This is a genomic window from Acinetobacter sp. P1(2023) (assembly GCF_028367635.1).
GTDB lineage: Bacteria > Pseudomonadota > Gammaproteobacteria > Pseudomonadales > Moraxellaceae > Acinetobacter > Acinetobacter pittii_E.
This window is the reverse complement of the sequence record NZ_JAQNDD010000008.1, coordinates 19399-37098: the sequence shown is the minus strand read 5'-3', so window position 1 is coordinate 37098 and position 17700 is coordinate 19399. Positions and strand designations below refer to the sequence as shown.

The 17700-nt window shown below is 39.7% G+C and carries 17 protein-coding genes and 1 pseudogene; 10 read left to right on the top strand and 8 right to left on the bottom strand.

Annotated elements, in window-relative coordinates:
* Positions 1-69: 69 nt before the first annotated feature.
* The gene (locus tag POD11_RS12650; protein WP_239969565.1) at positions 70-660 is read left to right on the top strand and encodes a LysE family translocator; all 591 of its coding nucleotides are present in this window, start codon (positions 70-72) and stop codon (positions 658-660) included.
* A gap of 7 nt (positions 661-667) precedes the next feature.
* On the opposite strand, the gene POD11_RS12645 is transcribed toward POD11_RS12650, so the two are convergent.
* Positions 668-1309 carry a DedA family protein gene (locus POD11_RS12645; protein ID WP_009387649.1) on the bottom strand — a complete coding sequence of 214 codons (642 nt, stop codon included), beginning with the start codon at positions 1307-1309 and terminating at the stop codon, positions 668-670.
* A 194-nt stretch (positions 1310-1503) separates the two neighbouring features.
* Between POD11_RS12645 and POD11_RS12640 the strand changes: the two genes are divergently transcribed.
* Complete coding sequence (locus POD11_RS12640; protein WP_262457368.1) at positions 1504-1941, top strand: DoxX family protein; 438 nt, start codon at positions 1504-1506, stop codon at positions 1939-1941.
* A 66-nt stretch (positions 1942-2007) separates the two neighbouring features.
* Here POD11_RS12640 and POD11_RS12635 read toward each other — a convergent pair whose 3' ends face one another.
* The gene (locus POD11_RS12635) at positions 2008-3225 is read right to left on the bottom strand and encodes a DUF445 domain-containing protein (RefSeq protein WP_171067955.1); all 1218 of its coding nucleotides are present in this window, start codon (positions 3223-3225) and stop codon (positions 2008-2010) included.
* Between the two features lie 385 nt (positions 3226-3610).
* On the opposite strand from POD11_RS12635, the gene guaA reads away from it, so the two are divergent.
* From guaA to POD11_RS12615, 4 genes are all read left to right on the top strand, one after another.
* Entirely contained in the window at positions 3611-5179 is a 1569-nt protein-coding gene (guaA, locus tag POD11_RS12630; RefSeq protein ID WP_016142514.1) for a glutamine-hydrolyzing GMP synthase, read from the top strand.
* 216 nt (positions 5180-5395) lie between these two features.
* Positions 5396-6343, top strand: coding sequence for a pirin family protein (locus POD11_RS12625; RefSeq protein ID WP_262457366.1), 948 nt, complete (start codon positions 5396-5398; stop codon positions 6341-6343).
* A complete protein-coding gene (locus POD11_RS12620; RefSeq protein ID WP_262457364.1) occupies positions 6340-6747 on the top strand; it encodes an OsmC family protein in 408 nt (135 codons plus the stop codon). Before POD11_RS12625 ends, POD11_RS12620 begins: the two co-directional genes overlap by 4 nt.
* A 112-nt stretch (positions 6748-6859) precedes the next feature.
* The gene (locus tag POD11_RS12615) at positions 6860-7528 is read left to right on the top strand and encodes a glutathione S-transferase (RefSeq protein ID WP_016142511.1); all 669 of its coding nucleotides are present in this window, start codon (positions 6860-6862) and stop codon (positions 7526-7528) included.
* Positions 7529-7567: 39 nt separating this feature from the next.
* Here POD11_RS12615 and POD11_RS12610 read toward each other — a convergent pair whose 3' ends face one another.
* On the bottom strand, positions 7568-8182 hold the full coding sequence (locus POD11_RS12610) for an SPOR domain-containing protein (RefSeq protein WP_262457362.1): 615 nt from the start codon (positions 8180-8182) through the stop codon (positions 7568-7570).
* Between the two features lie 155 nt (positions 8183-8337).
* Positions 8338-10128 (bottom strand): arginine--tRNA ligase, encoded by a 1791-nt coding sequence (argS, locus tag POD11_RS12605; RefSeq protein WP_239969549.1) that lies wholly within the window; start codon positions 10126-10128, stop codon positions 8338-8340.
* A gap of 493 nt (positions 10129-10621) precedes the next feature.
* Here argS and POD11_RS12600 point away from each other — a divergent pair, with 493 nt between their 5' ends.
* Positions 10622-12319 (top strand): NAD-dependent malic enzyme, encoded by a 1698-nt coding sequence (locus POD11_RS12600; RefSeq protein WP_262457360.1) that lies wholly within the window; start codon positions 10622-10624, stop codon positions 12317-12319.
* Positions 12320-12364: 45 nt separating this feature from the next.
* Here POD11_RS12600 and POD11_RS12595 read toward each other — a convergent pair whose 3' ends face one another.
* Positions 12365-13285, bottom strand: coding sequence for a Dyp-type peroxidase (locus tag POD11_RS12595; RefSeq protein ID WP_125699634.1), 921 nt, complete (start codon positions 13283-13285; stop codon positions 12365-12367).
* A 158-nt stretch (positions 13286-13443) separates the two neighbouring features.
* On the opposite strand from POD11_RS12595, the gene POD11_RS12590 reads away from it, so the two are divergent.
* Positions 13444-14070 (top strand): LysE family transporter, encoded by a 627-nt coding sequence (locus POD11_RS12590; protein ID WP_262457358.1) that lies wholly within the window; start codon positions 13444-13446, stop codon positions 14068-14070.
* 1 nt (position 14071) lies between these two features.
* On the opposite strand, the gene znuB is transcribed toward POD11_RS12590, so the two are convergent.
* Genes znuB through POD11_RS12575 form a run of 3 tightly spaced genes read right to left on the bottom strand, consistent with a single transcriptional unit; the run spans position 14072 to position 16143 of the window.
* Positions 14072-14881, bottom strand: coding sequence for a zinc ABC transporter permease subunit ZnuB (znuB, locus tag POD11_RS12585; RefSeq protein WP_262457356.1), 810 nt, complete (start codon positions 14879-14881; stop codon positions 14072-14074).
* A 3-nt stretch (positions 14882-14884) separates the two neighbouring features.
* Positions 14885-15673 carry a zinc ABC transporter ATP-binding protein ZnuC gene (znuC, locus tag POD11_RS12580; protein WP_262457355.1) on the bottom strand — a complete coding sequence of 263 codons (789 nt, stop codon included), beginning with the start codon at positions 15671-15673 and terminating at the stop codon, positions 14885-14887.
* Positions 15646-16143, bottom strand: coding sequence for a transcriptional repressor (locus POD11_RS12575; protein WP_016142503.1), 498 nt, complete (start codon positions 16141-16143; stop codon positions 15646-15648). The genes znuC and POD11_RS12575 overlap by 28 nt, the downstream gene beginning before the upstream one ends.
* A gap of 127 nt (positions 16144-16270) precedes the next feature.
* On the opposite strand from POD11_RS12575, the pseudogene POD11_RS12570 reads away from it, so the two are divergent.
* Positions 16271-17109 (top strand): annotated as a pseudogene (locus POD11_RS12570) (metal ABC transporter solute-binding protein, Zn/Mn family).
* A gap of 169 nt (positions 17110-17278) precedes the next feature.
* Positions 17279-17677, top strand: coding sequence for an ATP synthase subunit I (locus tag POD11_RS12565; RefSeq protein ID WP_002114124.1), 399 nt, complete (start codon positions 17279-17281; stop codon positions 17675-17677).
* Positions 17678-17700: the final 23 nt, after the last annotated feature.

The following is a 17700-nucleotide window of genomic DNA, read 5'->3' as shown; positions in this document are numbered from 1 at the left end:
CTTCATAAACTTGCTATATTTTGCCTGTTTCGTTTAAGGTGGCCCCATCTTGGATATTATGGAAACTTTATGATTGAGAGTTGGTTTTTTGTATTGGCAATGTTGGCTGTTTTGCTCATTCCGGGGCCGACAAATGCTTTACTTGCAACCGCTGCTCATTCTCAAGGTTTAACTAAAGCGTTTTGGCTTATTCCAATGGAATGGTTAGGCTATGCCTATGGTATTAGCTTTTGGGCTGTGTTTATTCATTTGGCAGCCCCAGTTTGGCCTGCACTACTGCTCATTTTGCATATTACAAGTGTGATATATGTGTTCTGGATGGCATTTCGTTTATGGAAAACCAACCATTTACAACAATTTAGTCAAACTCACCGTAACATTCGCCCACGTCAATTATTCTTCTCAACTTTGAGAAATCCGAAATCTTTACTATTTGCTGCAGGTATTTTCCCAGCTGAAACATGGAATTCGCCTGAAAATTTTCTTATGGTTTTTGCCGCTTTTACTTTAACTCTTATTCCTGCGGCGAGTTTCTGGATGATTTTTGGACGTGCTCTATTGACAGGTTCAATGCAAAAAATAAAAGCCGATCATTTATATAAAGGATCGGCTATGTTACTCATTTTATGTATGCTTCCGGTGGTATTCCGTTTCTTCTAAATCAATCTCAAACGTTGGCTTTTCGGTTTTTTAGTTTTTCACGAATAAAGCCGATAATACCCGGTAAAACGCTGATAATGATGATGCCAAAAATAAGATGGGTGAAGTTATCTTTAACGATTGGCATATTTCCAAATAAATACCCTAACGTCACAAAAGAAGCGACCCAACAAAATGCTCCGATCACATTATAAGTTAAGAAAAACTTATAGTTCATACTGCCGGCACCAGCAACAAAAGGTGCAAAGGTACGAGCAAATGGAACGAAACGAGCAAAAATAATGGTCTTGCCACCATGACGAGCAAAGAATTCTTGAGTTTTAATTAAATGTTGCTTATTAATAAATCTGGAATTCATTTCAAACACACGCGGACCGATAAAACGCCCAATATGGTAGTTCACCGTATCGCCTAAAACCGCAGCAATGAAGAGTAGAGCCCCCAACAACCATGGATCCATCGCACCAGTAGAGGCTGCTAAAGCACCAGCTGCGAATAACAAACTATCGCCCGGTAAAAACGGCATGACCACTAAACCGGTTTCGACAAAGATAATTAAAAATAAAATGCCATAAATCCACGTCCCGTAATTTGTAATAAACTCGGCGAGATGCTGATCAACGTGTAGAATAAAATCAAGAAGTTCCATGAGATGTTTAAGTGGTAAACCGTGCTCAAATCCTAGCAGTGAGCCTATAGAAAGTCAGTATAAAACATCAAAAATATACAAATTGATCATCCTGTTTGTGCAACGATATATATGGATTTTGAGTATTTAATTATCAATGTCCCAAACCTAGAATGAGCTCATCAATAAATAAGCATTTAAATAAAGGTGGCAAAATGTTTAATCCAAATGTAGTGGTCAAAAATATCGTAACGCAATCAGGCACGGACAGTTTTATTAGCCTTGTTGCGCGTCTTCTTATCGCCTATATCTTCCTTGTTGCAGGTTGGGGGAAAATTACGGGTTATGCAGCAACTGCAGGATATATGGAAGCCATGGGTGTTCCGGGTGGAATTCTCCCATTAGTTATCTTGGTTGAGTTTGGTGGTGGTTTAGCCTTATTGTTTGGTTTCCAAGCACGCTTTGCAGCTTTTGGACTTGGTATCTTCAGTATTTTAACAGCATTCTTGTTTCACCAAGGTGGGGCTGATGCAGCGGCGCAATATAACAATGGCATCCATTTTATGAAAAACTTAGCTATAGCAGGCGGTTTATTCTTTTTGATGCTTCATGGTGCTGGTCGTATTAGTTTAGATCATGCAATCGAAAAATAAGATGTAAGACAAAATAAAAACCGGATGAGCAATTCATCCGGTTTTTTTATTTCTTTATTTTAAAAATTAGAGCATAAATTGGATTTGCAATTCCCCAACCACGAAACCAAGCACTGCACCAACTGCAATCAAGGCCCACTCATCTTCTTTAAATGCAGGACGTAACATCCCTTCAAATTCAGAAGGTGTTAATTTCTGCATACGTTCAATAAGTGTGCTACGAATATTCATAGCATCTTCTGCATAAGACTCTACATATTTCATCGTCTCTGGAAGCTGTTGCATAATACGTTCAGCAACTTGTGATTTCATATTCTGATATTTTTCTCCGCCAATTGCATATACAACTAAGGGACGAATCACCCCAGCTTGCATATCAATTTCTTGTTTGACATGGCGGTTAACCAGATCAATAACACGTGCAGAATGTGTACCGGAAAATAGCTCTTCCATCATATGACGTGAAGTTAAAAGCTGTTTGGAAATTAAAGCTGCATAGTCAGCTGCAACTTCATTTTGACGTTTAATAAACAGCCCTTGCCATGTGTAACCCAAGATCTTTTTAGGATAGAGCGGTCTAAACATCATTTGCAGTGCGATCCAGTCACTGAAAAAACCAACAAAACCACCAAACATTGGCAGCATCCAAGGATACTTTCCTTGAGTGACAATCCAGCACAGCATCTGAATCACACCAATACCGAAACCAAATACAAAACCAACATTACTGAAAAATTTAAATTCTTGTTTGCCTACACGTTTAAAAATATTGTTGAGTAGGCGTTTATCTTTAAGCAAGTTGCTGATAACTAGGTTTTTAATATCAAAATATCGGTTCACATCACGCTGTACTTCACTCATGATGTGTTCAACAATCTCCGGTGCTTTGGATTGCACTCGACGGATAAGTCTTTGGCGAGCAAATTCTGGCATGCCTTCCCATAAACCGGGCTGATATTCTTGAGCGACGTCGCGGGTAATATCTTCAGCTGCTGCAAGTAGTGGTTTTTCTATTTCTTTGGCAATACGTTTAGGATCTAGGCGTGCAAAAATTTCTTCAGGTTTAATGAGCTTGGCTGTCATGAGTTCAACAGCAATGGTTGCCATCTTCTCTGCTTTGCGCGGCACAATACCTTGCCAACCTAAAAATGGTTTAATGCCTTTAAACTCAAGTGGCGAAAACATCATCTGGATAGCAATCACTTTGGTGATATAGCCAATTAAACCACTCATAAAAGGAATAGAGATATACAACCAAAAATGTTGCTGGAAATCTGCAATCATAGTTTGAAGCATTGTTGTTCCTTAGATTTCTATTGATTTTGATAGGGGGCAACAAGCCATAAAAATGGATAATTGTTTAAGCACAGACAAATATCGCTTATGGTATTTACCTTTCCATGGTAATGCCTGTTTTATCGGGTAATCTTATCATCAAATTCATGGTGATGTTGCATAGAATGTGATGAATTTATCAATACACGGGGAGTTTTTAAGTCTACTCCAGATATTTGATAAATATAAGTAAATTTTAATTTATATCAAACAATCTAATTGTAGAAATGATTCTGATATGAAAAAAATAAGATATATGATGATTTGCGGTGCGCCGAAGCGTGAAAAATGTTAAAATGGCGCGCTTAATTCTTTTGCCATTTAGTGGTTTGTCATGACTACCAATACTCAAATTACTGAAGATCGTATCCTGATTCTGGATTTCGGCTCTCAATATAGTCAGCTCATTGCACGTCGTGTGCGTGAAGCTGGTGTTTACTCTGAAATGTATGCTTTTGATATGTCTGAAGAAGACATTCGCGCTTTTAAGCCAAATGGCATTATTTTGTCAGGTGGACCTGAGAGTGTGCATGAAGAAGGCAGCCCTCGTGCACCACAAGTGGTGTTTGAGCTAGGCGTTCCAGTATTGGGTATTTGCTATGGCTTGCAAACCATGTCTGAACAGTTAGGCGGTAAAGTTGAGCCGGGTACTGTGCATGAGTTTGGTTATGCTGAAGTTGATATCGTTAAACGCGACCAACTGATTGGTAACTTACAAGACCGTGAAAACCAACTTCATGTTTGGATGAGTCATGGTGATAAAGTTAGCCAGATTCCAGAAGGCTTTAGCATTACTGCAAGCACACCAAGTTGTCCAGTTGCTGCTGTAAGTGATGAAGCGCGTCGTTTCTATGGCGTGCAATTCCACCCAGAAGTAACGCACACGGCAAAAGGTGAAGAGTTACTTGCAAACTTCGTTCACAAAATTTGTGGATGTGGTGGTCTTTGGACACCTGAACACATCATTGATTTACGCGTAGAGCAATTACGTGAACAAATAGGCGATGAAAAAGTTCTTTTAGGTCTTTCTGGCGGTGTTGACTCATCTGTCGTTGCTGCGCTTTTACATAAAGCAATTGGCGACCAGTTAACATGTGTATTCGTTGACAACGGTTTACTTCGTTTAAACGAAGGTGACCAAGTGATGCAAATGTTTGCTGAAAACATGGGTATCCGTGTTATTCGTGCAGATGCTGAACAACGTTTCTTAACTGCATTGGCTGGCGAAGTTGATCCCGAGAAAAAACGTAAAATTATTGGTCGTGAGTTCATTGAAGTTTTTGCTGAAGAAGCACGTAAACTTGATGGCGTGAAATTCTTGGCACAAGGTACGATTTACCCAGACGTAATCGAATCTGCTGCAAGCAAACAAGGTAAAGCACACGTTATTAAATCTCACCACAACGTGGGCGGTTTACCAGACGATTTAGAATTTGAATTGGTAGAGCCATTACGTGACTTGTTCAAAGATGAAGTACGTAAATTAGGTACTACACTTGGCTTGCCACACAGCATGATTTACCGTCATCCATTCCCGGGCCCTGGTTTAGGCGTTCGTATTCTGGGTGAAGTGAAAAAAGAATATGCAGATATTCTTCGTCTTGCTGATGACATCTTCATGCAAGAGCTTCGCGACAGTGGTTGGTATGATAAAACTGCTCAAGCATTTGCCGTATTCCAACCGGTTAAGTCAGTTGGTGTGGTAGGTGATGGCCGTCGTTACGCATGGGTGATTGCACTTCGTGCAGTTGAAACAGTTGACTTTATGACAGCTCGTTTTGCACATTTACCATACGAACTAGTTGATAAAATCTCAACGCGTATTATGAATGAAATTAAAGATGTATCACGTGTTGTATACGACGTGTCATCTAAACCACCAGCAACAATTGAGTGGGAATAATTTTCCTCTGTTTGTTGGTAAAGAAAAGGACGCATTAGCGTCCTTTTTTATTACTTAACTTTTAAAGATGAAAATTAATTTTCTGTAATTAAAAACTTTGATTGTTTCATTCATAACACCCTGTGTATTACTAAAAGACTATATTGAATAATGAGTGTATTGTTAAGATCATTAGAACAACTCATTGCAAAAGCATAGGTAAAAGAGAGTAATATCATGAGCAATAATAATGATTACGATATTTCTGATTCAAAGGATTGTGAGAAATTTGCCAATCAGTTTATTCAAGAATTTCCAATTCGCTCTGCTGAAATTGGGCAGGGGACAGTTATTAAGCGAGCTTTACCTAGCCGTCAAAAACGAATGATTGGTGCGTGGTGTTTCTTAGATCATGCGGGCCCAGTAACTTTTCCAGCAGGCGATGGTTTAGATGTTGGCCCTCATCCTCATATTGGTTTGCAAACCTTCACGTGGATGATTGAAGGCACCATGATGCATACCGATAGCTTAGGCTCAAAACAACTCATTCGTCCTAAGCAAGTTAACTTAATGACAGCGGGACACGGGATTTCACATACAGAAGTTGCGCCTGATACAGAAACTCAAATGCACGCTGCGCAGCTCTGGATTGCCTTACCGGATGATAAGCGCAATATGGATCCGAAATTTGAACATTACCCTGAACTCCCTGTAGTTGAAAAAGATAGTCTAGAATTTACTGTGCTTGTAGGTGAGTATTTAGCAACGACTTCTCCAGTTGTGGTACATACGCCGTTAGTTGGTGTTGATTTAATTGCTACTCAAGATACAAAAACTCGTATTCCACTAAACCCTAATTATGAATACGGTTTTATGGCGCTTGACGGTGTTGCCCATGTGAATGGCCACGAGTTAACTGCTGACAACATGGTGGTCTTAGATACTGGTCTTAGTGAAATCGAGATCGAAGTAAAAAAAGGCAATCGTATTCTTTTGATTGGCGGTGAACCGTTTGAAACACCAATTTTGCTATGGTGGAACTTTGTTGCACGTACAATGGATGATTTAAAAGAAGCCCGTGAGCAATGGATTAACCATGATGCACGTTTTGGTGAAATTCCAGATTATGTAGGTGCGCGTTTAGAAGCACCTGTTCTTCCAGATCAAATGAGAGCATCAAAATGACAGCAGTAATCGCAAGCAGTAAAGCAAAGCCCCTTGCTGGACAATGGAAGGGTGAAATCACGAGTGGTCGCCATCAATATTTTTGTGATGAGCCAGAGAAGTTGGAAGGACAAGATCAAGGTCCAGCGCCGTATGATTTACTCACTGGAAGTTTGGCCGCTTGTACGCTCATTACTTTAAGAATGTATGCAAAGCATAAGGGTTATGATTTTGGTGAGTTTTGGGTTGAAATCGATTTTCATACCAATAGAGAGCATGAAGAACATATTGAACGTCGTATTTTTTTTAAAGATTTACCCGATGAAGAACTTCAACAAAAAATCTTGTTGGTGTGTGGTAAAACCCCAGTCACTAAAACTTTGTTACGTAGTTTAGACATTCATACTGTGCTTGTTACAGCGTAAAAATGCTATTTTGTTGAGGTGGATGATTTTATATCCATCCCACAAATGGAATAAAACAGCATGTTCACATGCTGTTTTTTATGTAAAAAGAAAAATAAAAGCAGGCATTAACATGATTAGTGTGCACCACCTGGAATGTTCGCGATCGTTTCGAATTTTATGGGCTTTAGAAGAGTTAGGCTTGAATTATGATATTCATTATTATCAACGCTTACCTAACTACTCTGCTCCAGAAACATTGAAATGTATTCACCCATTAGGCAAAGCTCCAATTTTGACCGATGATGAGCAAGTCATCGCAGAATCTGCTGTGATCTTAGAATATTTACAGCAGCGTTATGATCAGAAACAACAATTTAAACCTACAGAACCTCAAGATTTACAGCAGTATATTTACTGGATGCACTATGCAGAAGGTTCACTAATGCCGTTATTGGTGATGACTTTGGTCATGAATAGTGTAAACAAGCATGTGCCATGGTTAATTCAACCGGTAGCTAAAAAAATTACAGAAGGCGTAAAGGCAAATTTTGTTCGCCCTCGTATGAAAGATCATATTAGTTTTTTAGAAAACTATTTGGCTGAGCACGAATATTTCGCAGGTGATTTTTCATTTGCTGATATTCAAATGAGCTTTCCTTTGGAAGCTTTACAATCTCGCTTGCAGGGTAAATATCCTCATATTCAAGCTTTTTTATATCGTATTCAGCAAAGACCCGCGTTTCAAAAAGCGAAACAAAAGGGGATTGGTTCTAGTGAAAGGAATTGCGTTGATATTTAAAAGAAAAGGAACAAATATTTGTTCCTTTTTATTTTCATTTTATTTACGTTTGATCACAATGGAGTCAATACCACTGTGTTGTAAGGTCTGCTGAGCAGCCAATGCGGCATCTTGAGTGTCATAAGGTCCGGAAATAACGCGATACCATGTTTGGCCATTTTCAGTACTTTTAACTACGTCAGCAGATAAGCCATTTAAAATGATTTCTGCACGGCGGGCATCGGCCTGATCAGGATCGTTATAACTACGAACTTGTAAAATATAAGTAGGTTGCTGAGGAATAGTAGCTGATTGATTAGGGTCAATTCCTGCACTTTCAGAAGCAGCGGGTTGAGTTGTACTTGGTGCCTCAACAATCATAGCAGTGCCTTGATTTTTACTTTCAGGGATTGCTTGTTCAGGAATAGGAGTAACCTGTTGCTGAGGTAATAGATCGTAGAAACGATAGTCTTTATTGGTATCTTCTTCTTGATAATGTTCAGAGGTAATCTGATTTTTTGCAGGAACAGGTTGCCAAGGTTTCCAAAGCATAAGCATTACAGCGATACATAAGACCGCCAAAATAGCGACAAGTGTCCCTAACCATTTGGGAATTAGGGGCTTTTTAGGCTTATTAGGTCTTTCAGATACACCGCGTTGCGTTTTGCCAAACACGTGGATTATTCCTCTGTATTTTGATTGTTTTTTAATTCGAGTTTGATTCTCGTCTTACGATGCTAAAAACAGGGGTTTGTACTGATAGTTTAACTGTACAAACCACCGCTTACTATATTGCATGACCTTTGTTTCGATGTCATGCAATATATTTATTACATAGATTCTGGTGCAGATACACCAAGTAATTCTAAACCATTACGCAACACTTGTTGTACATTGATTGAAAGTAATAAACGGGCTTGTGTAAGCTCTGCATCATCGCTTAATACTTTATGTTCATTGTACCAACCGTGGAACAGTGCAGCTAACTCTTTTAAGTAGTTACCAACCTGATGAGGTTCATATGCATTTGCAGCACGTACTACCGCATCTGGGTAAGCTGCCAGTTTAGCAAGAATCTCGGTTTCTGCATCAAGAGATAAGCGAGCTGCATGTGGGCGAGCAGTATTTACATCAAATTGTAAGTCTGTGCTTGCTGCTTTTTCTAACATACGGCAAATACGTGCATGTGCATATTGAATATAGTACACAGCATTGTCTTTACTTTGTGAAACAGCAAGGTCGAGGTCAAAGTCAATGTGTTGTTCACTCTTACGCATCACATAATAGAAACGAGCTGCGTCATTGCCAACTTCTTTACGTAAGTCGCGTAAAGTCACAAACTGACCTGAACGAGATGACATTTGAACCATCTCGCCGCCACGCCATAAACTTACGAACTGAACTAAAAGTACAGTTAGTTTTTTAGAGTCATAACCCATTGCATCAATTGCCGCTTTTACGCGAGAAATATAGCCATGGTGGTCAGAACCCCAAATATCGATAAGGTCAGTATAACCACGTTGTAATTTATTTAAGTGGTATGCAATGTCAGATGCAAAGTAAGTGGTTTGGCCATTACGACGCTTAACAACACGGTCTTTTTCATCGCCAAATTCAGTCGATTTAAACCAGATGTTGCCATCTTTTTCATAAAGGAAGCCACGTTGATCTAGTGTTTCTAAAGCTTCATCAATTTTTGCACTAAGAGACGCTTCACTAAACCATTGATTGAAAGTTACACCGAAGTCCGCAAGGTCATCTTTAATGTCATCTAAAATGGCATGAAGCGCTGCTTGGTGGAATACACGGTAGCCTTCACCTAATAATTGTTGTGAGTTGGCAATAAGGCCATCAATATGCTTTTCTTTATCACCAGATAACACAACTTTGTTGCCTTCGCTATCTAGCTCTTCAGCATATTGCACATCTTCTGGTACATCTTTATAAACATTCGCAACTTCACGAACGTAAGCATCGCCATCTTTATCAATAATACCTTGTGCGATTTCTTTAACGTAATCGCCTTGATATGCATTTTTAGGGAATACAAGGTTCTGTCCAAGTAATTCTAAATAACGTAAATAAGTAGAAGTCGCCAAAATATCCATTTGACGACCTGCATCATTCACGTAGTACTCACGGTCAACTTTAGCACCCGTTGCTTCAAGTAAATTCGCAACAGTCATACCATATGCCGCACCACGTCCATGACCTACATGTAGGCTAGACGTCGGGTTTGCAGAAACAAATTCAACTTGAATTTTTTTCGCTGCATTTGCTTGGCTACGACCAAAGATTTCTTTTTGTGCTTGAATTTGATCAAGAATTGCGAAGCGTTGGTCTGCATTTAAAAAGAAGTTAATAAATCCGGGACCTGCGATTTCAGCTTTACTAATATCTGCCACTTCTGGTAATGCAGCTAGAACTTTCTCAGCTAAATCGCGTGGTTTCATACCAGCAGCTTTCGAACCGATCATGGCAATATTAGAAGCAAAGTCGCCATGGCTTCGGTCTTTGGTGCGTGTTAAGTTGCTTGTGTTTTTCCAGTCGGAAGGAAGCACCCCTTCTTGTTGAAGAGTTTGCACTGCATGGTCGAGAGCTGCTTGTATTGCCGTATTCATATCAATCGAAAATAGATGTCGCAGAAAAACGTCAAATATAGCAAATTTCCGATGACTTGGGGGGAGGATTTAATATTCCAATGATTCTTTATGCAAATTACTGATGATTATTTTTTAAATGAATGTTGGCTGGTGAATAACCTTATTATTCTGAAAATTAAGAATTACAAACCTTTTAGGTGATTTTGATTTATAAAATAGGTGTTAAATTCAAGATTATTTCCTGTGGAAATACCTCTCACTAATAAATCATATAATTATGGCTTTCAAAAATGAGTAAATAAAAGAAACTTTTAAAAATATAGAAATAATAAGATGTTGATTTTTATTGGTTATTTTTAAACATGTTTTAACTAAATAGTGTTTAATTTTGACATCACGGTTTAAAATATCTATTTTGAACGAATTAGGCTTAAGCTTATACGCACAAAGAGTTTTAGAGACCATACAAAACGTGTTTTTCTCTACTCTAAGCTGGAAAATGAGATAGGCAATGATATCAGGACACCCAAGTAAACATCCCCTTTATATTCCATATGCAGGTTTTACACTTTTAGAGTTACCCCTTTTGAATAAAGGTTCGGCTTTCACTGAAGAAGAAAGAAGTAACTTTAACTTACACGGTTTACTCCCCCATATTATTGAAACTATTGAAGAGCAGAGCCAGCGCTCTTATCAGCAGTATTGCGCTTTTACTGACGATATTAACCGTCACATCTATCTGCGTAATATCCAAGATACCAATGAAACCTTGTTCTATCATTTAATCGAAAATCATCTTGAAGAAATGATGCCGATTATTTATACCCCAACCGTGGGTGAAGCATGTCAGCGTTTCTCCGATATCTATCGTCGTCATCGTGGTGTTTTTATTTCATATCCAGATCGTGATGTGATTGATGATATTTTGCAAAACGTAAATAAAAATAATGTAAAAGTGATCGTGATTACTGATGGTGAACGTATCTTAGGTCTTGGTGACCAAGGTATTGGTGGCATGGGTATTCCTATTGGGAAACTTTCACTCTACACCGCTTGTGGTGGAATTAGCCCAGCGTATACATTGCCAATCACGATTGATGTAGGGACGAACAATCCACAATTGTTAAATGACCCAATCTATATGGGTTGGCGTCAGCCACGTATTAGTGGTGATGAATATTATGCATTTGTCGATATGGTGATTGAAGCTGTAAAGCGTCGTTGGCCAAAAGCATTAATTCAGTTTGAAGATTTCGCACAAAAAAATGCGATGCCACTTTTAGAAAAATATCGCGATAAAATTTGTTGTTTTAACGATGATATTCAAGGAACAGCAGCGGTATCCGTAGGTAGTTTGATTGCTGCAAGTCGTGCAGCAGGCAAGCAATTAAAAGATCAAACAATTGCTTTCTTAGGCGCGGGCTCTGCGGGATGCGGTATTGCAGAGCAAATTGTTGCGCAAATGGTTGCTGAAGGTTTGACGGACGCGGAAGCACGTGCACGTGTTTACATGGTGGATCGCTTTGGTTTGATTACCGAAAATCAGCCAAACCTATTAGATTTCCAACGTAAGTTAGCGCAAAAAGCTGAGGTGGTTGATCAGTGGGGCAATATTGAAGAAGTGATTTCACTACTTGATGTTGTTAAAAACGCTAAGCCTACAGTGTTAATTGGGGTTTCTGGTCAACCGGGTCTGTTTACAGAGGAGATTATCAAGACCATGGCGGCGAATTGTGAGCGCCCAATTGTCATGCCATTGTCTAATCCAACTTCTCGTGTTGAAGCAGTACCGGCTGATATTGTGGAGTGGACTGAAGGTAGAGCATTAATTGCAACAGGTAGCCCGTTTGCTCCTGTTAATCATCACGGCAAACTTTATAATATTTCTCAGTGTAATAACTCGTACATTTTCCCAGGCATTGGTTTAGGTGTGGTGGCATCAGGTGCTAAACGGGTTACTGAAAATATGTTAATGGCTTCAAGTAGTGCTTTAGCGAATTGCTCACCATTACTGAAAGATCCACAAGCTGATCTATTACCACCTTTAGGTGAAATTCAGCAAGTCTCTAAAGTGATTGCATTTGAAGTTGCGAAAGCTGCCATGGCAGATGGAGTGGCCGTAACGATTAGTGATGATTTGCTACAACAAAAAATCGATCAATCATTCTGGAAACCTGAATATCGCAAATATAAGCGTATTCCTTTCTAAGAATGAAAATGTAAAAAGAGGAGCTTAAGCTCCTCTTTTTTTATTTTATCCTTCTAAAATTTCTTCGAGTAATTCTTCGCTAGGTGCAAAGTAATATGCGCCGTCTAGTGGTGTCACGAAATGCAATAAGCGGTCGTGAATACCATCCCCACTTGTACCGAACATACGTTTTAACATGGCATCAATAATGTTCAGGTCCTTGGTGTAGGCAATAAAAAATAAACCTTGATCACCTCTGCCGTCGCCATAAGGCAGACTATGGCGCAAGATTTCCATTTCTTCGCCTTCATCATCTTCAACAACAGTACGGGCGACATGGGCATTTTCCGGTTTAACGTCATCATCTAATTCAATAGATTCAAGCTTGGTACGGCCCATGACATTTTCTTGAGCATCAACTTTAAGTTTTTTCCATTTTTCTAAGTCGTGTGCATAGCGCTGTGCGAAAATGAAACTACCATCAGCAAATACACCAGCCTCTTCGGGTAGAAGAGCTGTTTCTGCGCGGTCATCTGGAAATTGAGGATTTTCTGTACCGTCTATAAAGCCTGTAATATCTCGGCCATCGAAATAACGGAAGCAAACACGCTCATCAAGAACTTCCACTTTATCCTTAATACCTTCAAAAAATGCTTGGCTTAATGCAAAACAAATATCAGAACGCATACTAGCAATATGAATAAGCACATCAGCTGGTACAGCTGGCATGTTGAATGCGCCATTTTCTGGTTCAAGTTGTTTAAAGCCAGCAGGAGATTGGCTGTAAAGTTGCTTCCAAAGTTCTGGACCAAAAGCGACTGCTGTTTTAATTTGCGCGTCTGAATGCTGAGTAATGAGACGGTCGCGTGTTTCAAACAACGCTTCAATTTGTTCTTTTAATTCATCAATTGATAAGTCTTTTAAACGAAGAACAATAAAACGGGCATGATCTGATGGCAACGGCAAAATGACAGATTGAGCAGTCATTGGAAGGTATCTCCTCAATTATAATTTAGTATGAGCTGTAATTATTGTGCCTGATGCGAAGAGCGGTTAGTAGTCTATTTCTTGATTTTATTGTTTGAATTCTCATCAATATCGTTTTATAAAACAGTATAATTCCATTTTTATTGTCTATTTTTACTATGTCTTTGCAAGTTTGGTTTGCCTATATGTTGGCCTGTTGGGTTATTAGTATCTCTCCGGGTGCTGGAGCTATTGCTTCAATGTCGAGTGGTCTAAATTATGGCTTTAGACATGGTTACTGGAATGTGATTGGGATGCAAATTGCTTTGCTGCTTCAAATTATGGTGGTGGCAGCAGGTGTTGGGGTCTTATTTGCAACGACTCCTTTAGCTTTTCAGTTTGTTAAATGGTTCGGTGTGGCGTATTTGTTATATCTTGCTTATTCGCAGTGGACAGCACCTGTGAAAGATATAGAAATTCAACAAGAAAAAAGAAATAAGTCTGCTTCGGCTTTGCTATTAAATGGTTTTGTGATCAATATTAGTAATCCTAAAGCGATAGTGTTTCTATTGGCTGTGTTGCCGCAGTTTTTGGATTTGAGTAAGCCTCAATGGATACAGTATCTAATTATGGCAGCCACTATGATTACGATTGATTTGATAGTAATGGCAGGATACACGGGATTGGCGTCAAAGGTTTTAAGATTACTTCGATCCCCTAGACAGCAAAAATATTTAAATCGGGGCTTTGCTGTGATGTTTAGTTGTGCGGCTTTATTATTAAGCACAGTTCATCAGGCGTCCTAACTTAGGCCGCCTGTGTCTTATTTTTTAGTTTTTGAGTTATAAAAATAACAGCAAAACTCAAAGCCATACATAAAACAATGCTAAGGCCTGTAGAGATATTGAGTGCTGCACTTGACCATAAACCGACACTAACGCCGAGCTGTGCTAACACAAATGCCCAAATCACCATTTGCTTTGGCGAATTTGCCAATAGGCGAGCGCTTAAAGCGGGGATCACCAGTAATGCACCCATTAGCAAAGAACCTACAGCACGCAAAGCTAAAACTGTAAATAAAGCTAATAACAGCATAAAAATAAGGCGTTGCCAGTTTGCATTCACCCCTTCACTAATTGCGATATCCGGATCAATTGCAAACTGTATTTGCGGCTGCCAAAAACGATAAAGAATCACGAGTGATATCGCAATAATTAAAGTGAAAACGGGTAAGTCGGGCCAATCAATGCTGAGCAAGTCGCCAAATAAATAACTTAAAAGCTCTGGTCTTAAGCTTGGAACATGTTGAATAAATAGTAAGCCACTACACAGTAAGGTCGCTGAACATAAGGCTAGTAGAGCATCATTGGGTAAGCGATTGTCATGTAAAGCCCATAAAACGCCTACCAGTAAAACCGCCGTACCTGCAACGCCAAGCCATAATGGAAGACTTAAGGCTCCAGCAATAGCAACCCCAAGTAGTGTACCGTGCGCCATCGTATCAGCAAAAAAAGACATACGTCTCCAAAGCATCAGACAACCCAGAGGCGCGGTCAAAAATACCAGCAGGGTTCCCATAATCCATGCGGGCAACAATAATTGTAACCATTCCATCATGGCTTAAGCTTCCGGTTCTGGGTGAATGTGAGGGCGGTCATTATGAGGGCAGGGGTGTGCAGCATCACCGTGAGCACAATGGTCATGATGATGTTGATAGAAGACCCTTTGGGTTCCAAAGATTGCCTGATATTCAGGGTGTTGTTGGATATTCTCGGGTAGCCCGCTACAGCAAATATGTTTATTTAAACATACTACACGATGTGTTCCTTGCATAACCCATTGTAAGTCATGAGAAACAATTAAGATCGCACACCCATATCGTTCTGGCAGACTGCGGACATAATCATAAAGTTCCGCTTCTGACTGAATGTCTAGACCTTGCATGGGTTCATCAAGAACTAAAATATCTGGTTGGCGAAGTAGAGCGCGAGCCAATAGTACTCGTTGGCGCTCTCCACCGGAAAGTTGTTGTACTTTTGATTGTTGTAACTTTGAAATACCCGTGTCTTGAATAATTTCCTGACGCAGGGCAGGGGTACATTTTTCTAGGTCTAGTAGGTCTTGAACACGCAAAGGTAGGCTGTGTGACGGGTTAAACTTTTGTGGCACATAAGCCATTTTAAGTTTTTTATGATTGATCACACGTCCGCTACTCGGCTGGAGAATACCGAGTAGAACTTTAATTAGTGTTGATTTACCTGCACCATTAGGACCAATTAAGGACACGATTTCATTCTGATGCAGGGAAAAATCAACTTTTTTTAATATATCCCGATCATCACGATGAACAGAAACCTGCTCAAGCTGAATTAACATAGGATTTAAGGAGTTGTGCGGCACTGTTGGCATTTCCCCGAAATTTCAATAATGCTGTGTTGAGCCATAAAGTCATCTGAAGCTGCAAGCTGGTCAAGCTGGTGTGTAAGACCTTGGGAAGAGGCCTCTTTAACCATATGACATTCAGTACAAATTAAGAATGCTGCTTGATGGCCTTCACGCGGGTGGCAGCAAGGAATATAAGCATTAATAGAAGTTAGGCGGTGAATGAGCCCTTTTTCTAATAAGAAATCTAAAGTTCTATATACAGTTGGAGGCGCAGCAGGGCGATCAGTTTGACTTTTTATACGTGCCAATAAGTCATAGGCGCCCATTGGACCTGACGCATTTAAAATGAGTTCCAGAACTTCTTTGCGCAAAGGTGTAAGACGTGCACCAGTCGCAGAACATAAACTTTCTGCTTCAGCTAAACGGCTTGCGACATTGTGGTGATCATGCACACCATGCAAAGAATCATGATGTTCATGCGAGCAGGAACTCATAAGGATAACCTCGAATTTTTAACGGAATATTAGCATGAAGCGATGCTTCATTCGATTAATCTTAGGTATTTTTGTAACTTTGTTATATTATAACATGCTTCGAGCTAATTTAAATTGATGGTCTGTCATGTTCCGTTTTTTTGTTTTCAGTATGTTCTCTCTTTTGAGTACGTTAGGGTGGAGTCAGGGTTTGGTGGTTTCTACGCACCCGATTTATCTGATTGCAAAAGAAGTCACTCAGGGGGTTGAAGAACCACAACTCTTATTAAAAGGGCAAACTGGACATGACGTACAATTAACTCCAGCACACCGTAAAGCAATTAATGACGCATCTTTGGTGATTTGGCTGGGTAAAGCGCATGAAGCGCCTTTAAATAAGTTGTTGGGTAATAATAAAAAGGCAATTGCACTATTAGATAGTGGCATCGTTTCTGTTTTGCCGCAGCGCAGTACACGTGGTGCAGCTTTACCTAATACAGTAGATACTCATGTATGGTTAGAGCCCAACAATGCAGTTCGAATCGGTTTCTTTATTGCTGCTTTACGCTCTCAGCAACACTCTGAAAATAAGGCAAAGTACTGGAATAATGCCAATATCTTTGCTCGTAAAATGTTACAGGCGGCCAAGCCTATGATAGCTCAAGTAATGGTAAGCCATATTGGGCATATCATGACGCCTATCAATATTTAGAGCGTTCATTAAACTTAAAATTCGCTGGTGCTTTAACAGATGATCCTCATGTGGCGCCAACAGCAGCTCAAATTAAGTATCTTAATGATAGCCGACCAAAAGCTCAGATGTGTTTATTGGCAGAAAGTTTTACCACTAAGAATCAATATCAAAAATTAGGTAACATTACTTTTCAGCCAGTAGACGAGAGCATGAATAATGAGGATGATTTCGTCACTGCATGGAAGAAACTGGCAATAAAAACTGATAAATGTGTATTAAGTACGCAAAAGTAACATAAAAAATAAACAAAGGCTGACTGTAGCGTCAGCACCACCTGTCATGAAAAACCCCGACTAAAGTCGGGAAAAGATTGCATGTTCAGGGGTGTAACTCTATAATGCCTGCGATTAAAAGCGATCATCAGCTAAACTTGTCAAGCATTTATGCTGTGAGTGGATAAAAATGAGCCAAACTAGTCGCTTGATTGACCGACGATTAGCAAAAGCTTTGGTCTTCTTACAAGCATGTATGATCCCTGTTTCCGCTCTTGTAGCGTGGAGCATAAAAGACATGACAGCAGCATTAAGTGCGGCACTTGGTGCGTTGGTCTGCTGGCTTGCGACGAGTTATTTTTCGTGGCAATCCTTCAGAACAGCAGGTGCACGAGCATCAAAACAAGTGCTGTCTAACATGTATAGGGGCATGTTAGGCAAATTTGCAATCATGATCGTTGGATTTATTTTGATTTTGAGCAATGTTAAACCTTTATCACCGTTAGCATTGCTGTTTGGTTTTATTCTCGTTCAGGCAATGTCGTGGGTCGCTCCGTTCTGGGTGTCACGTCTACAAAAACGGGTGTAGAAACAAGAAGAATTGAAGATTTT